The organism is Deinococcus rhizophilus (assembly GCF_030271215.1).
GTDB classification, from domain to species: Bacteria; Deinococcota; Deinococci; order Deinococcales; family Deinococcaceae; genus Deinococcus; species Deinococcus rhizophilus.
Map to the genome: position 1 here is coordinate 1 of NZ_JASNGB010000177.1, position 2,051 is coordinate 2,051.

At 74.5% G+C, this 2,051-nt stretch carries 2 protein-coding genes; one reads left to right on the top strand and one right to left on the bottom strand.

The features are described 5' to 3' along the window. Positions 1-124: 124 nt before the first annotated feature. Complete coding sequence (locus QOL99_RS14175) at positions 125-733, top strand: histidine phosphatase family protein (protein ID WP_285524771.1); 609 nt, start codon at positions 125-127, stop codon at positions 731-733. 4 nt (positions 734-737) lie between these two features. Here QOL99_RS14175 and QOL99_RS14180 read toward each other — a convergent pair. Continuing rightward, on the bottom strand, positions 738-2,051 hold a 1,314-nt coding region (locus QOL99_RS14180; RefSeq protein WP_285524773.1), incomplete at its 5' end, for a DUF4403 family protein.

The window sequence follows — 2,051 nt, forward strand, 5'->3', positions numbered from 1 at the left end:
CGGCGGCGCCTGCCCCCGCCCAGCCCGCAGGCGCGGCGCTCGGGCGCACGGCAGCGGGGACGCCCACGACCCAATCGGGGACGACGCAGACGCAGTTCGGACGGCGGTAGTGGTACCCGGTCCGGTGGTCTATCTGCTGCGACACGGTCAGACAGAGTGGAACGTGGAAGGACGGCCTCAAGGACGACTGGATTCGCCGCTCACACCGCTCGGCGTGGCTCAGGCACGCGCTCACGCGGTTACACTCTCGGGAGTCCCGCTCCGCCACGCCTACTCCAGCCCGATGGGCCGTGCCCGTCGCACAGCGGAATTTGTGCTGGAGGAACGGGCAGTGCCGCTCACGGTCTTGGAGACCCTGGCCGAAGTGGACGCTGGAGAGCTCGCCGGGCTGCTGAAGGCGGAGAGGGTGAACCGTTTTCCAGACCTGGCCGCTGCCCGTGAGCGGGACAAATACCGCACCGTCCTGCCCGGTGGGGAAAGTTACGAGACGGCCTCACCCCGCGCGGCCCGTGCGCTCCAGACCATCTCCAGGAGTGGAGGGGGCAACGTCCTGATCGTCTCCCACGAGATGATCGGGCGGCTGCTGAGGATGCATCTGCTGGGGCTCTCCCCCCGGCAGGCGATGGCCCTCAGCCACCCACAGGACGTGATCTACCGGGTGGAATCTGGGACTCTGACCGCGAGCGTCTCCGGCTCGGCGTTCGCGCCGGTTCCACTCCCCACGTTCCACTGATCCCTCACCGCACCTTCCCCGCATCCACCGCCGCCGCGAGTTGCCCTCCGGCGGCGGCCGTCACGACGAGGGCGTCTGGCGTCACGCTCAGCCCGGTCAGCCGCAACTCGCCCACCCTGCCCGTCAGGGTGACGCCGGGGACGGGGGTGAAAGGCAGCCGCGCCTGGACCTGTCCCCGCGCCTGCGTGAGCTGCGGGGTCAGGTCGAAGCGGGCCGCCCCCCGCAGGTACGTCTGGGCGCGGGCGTCTGCCAGCCAGCCCACCACCCGCCCGGTCAGCCCCTCGCGGCGGGTGACGACGGTGGGGTCACGGAGGGTAACGACCCGCCCGGAGGCGTCCAGCGCAGGCACGCCCGACACATCGGCGGTGGCCCGCACGCTGAGGCCCAGCGGCCCGGAGACGCGCACGGTGACGGCGGCGTTCAGGCGCGGTCCCCGGCCCGTCACCACGACCTTTTCCACCCGCAGGGTGGGGGAGAGGGGCAGCGGCAGGGTCACCGTCCGCGTGGCGGCGGCGCGGGTGGCCGCCCGTGAGAGGTCTGGGTAGGGCAGGCGCACGGGCACAGCGAGGGACACCCCCGGCGACGGTGGCTCGGCCACCCGCAGCGGGGGCAGGGGCGTGGGGGCCTGGGCGGGGGCACGGCCCAGCCCCGCCGCGAGGTCGAAGGTCGCGCCCACCGTCAGCTTCAGCGCCTCAGGCGTGAAGCGGAAGGGGCTGACGGTCAGGGTACGCGGGGTGACGCGGGCGTAGGCGGGTTCGGGGGCGGGCAGCGTCCAGGGCTGCCCTGCCCGTGCCCACAGCGCCCCGGCGCGGCCCCGCAGGTCGGCCCCCTCGCGCACCGCCCGCTCGATGTCGGCGGTCACGCGGTCCAGCGCCGAGCGCACCTGCCCGTCGACCAGCGCCTGCACGCTGACCCGCACGCCGGGGGCCAGTTCCACGCTCAGGGGGTCGGTCCACTCCACCGTCCCGGCGACCTTCACCCCGGCCTGCCAGTCGGGCGAGAGGGTGGGCGTCAGGCGCAGGCTCACGGTCGCCTCGCCGCCGAAGTCGCGGCCCAGCGCCGATCCCAGTCCCTGGCCCTCGGCCCGGAAGGCGGCCCGCAGCGGGACCCGCACGATCAGCGCGTCTCCCTCCGGCGCGGCCCCCACCCGCACGTGCCCGGTGCGGGTGACCGTGCCCGTGAGCCGCACCGTGAGCAGACCGCCCGCGAGGGGCCGCGTCTCGTCCAGCCGGGCGAACTCGGCGGGGACGCGGGCGTTCGCGGCCTGCTGCACGCCCGCGAGGGGCACCGTGATGGGCAGCGCGAGCGAGGAACGGGG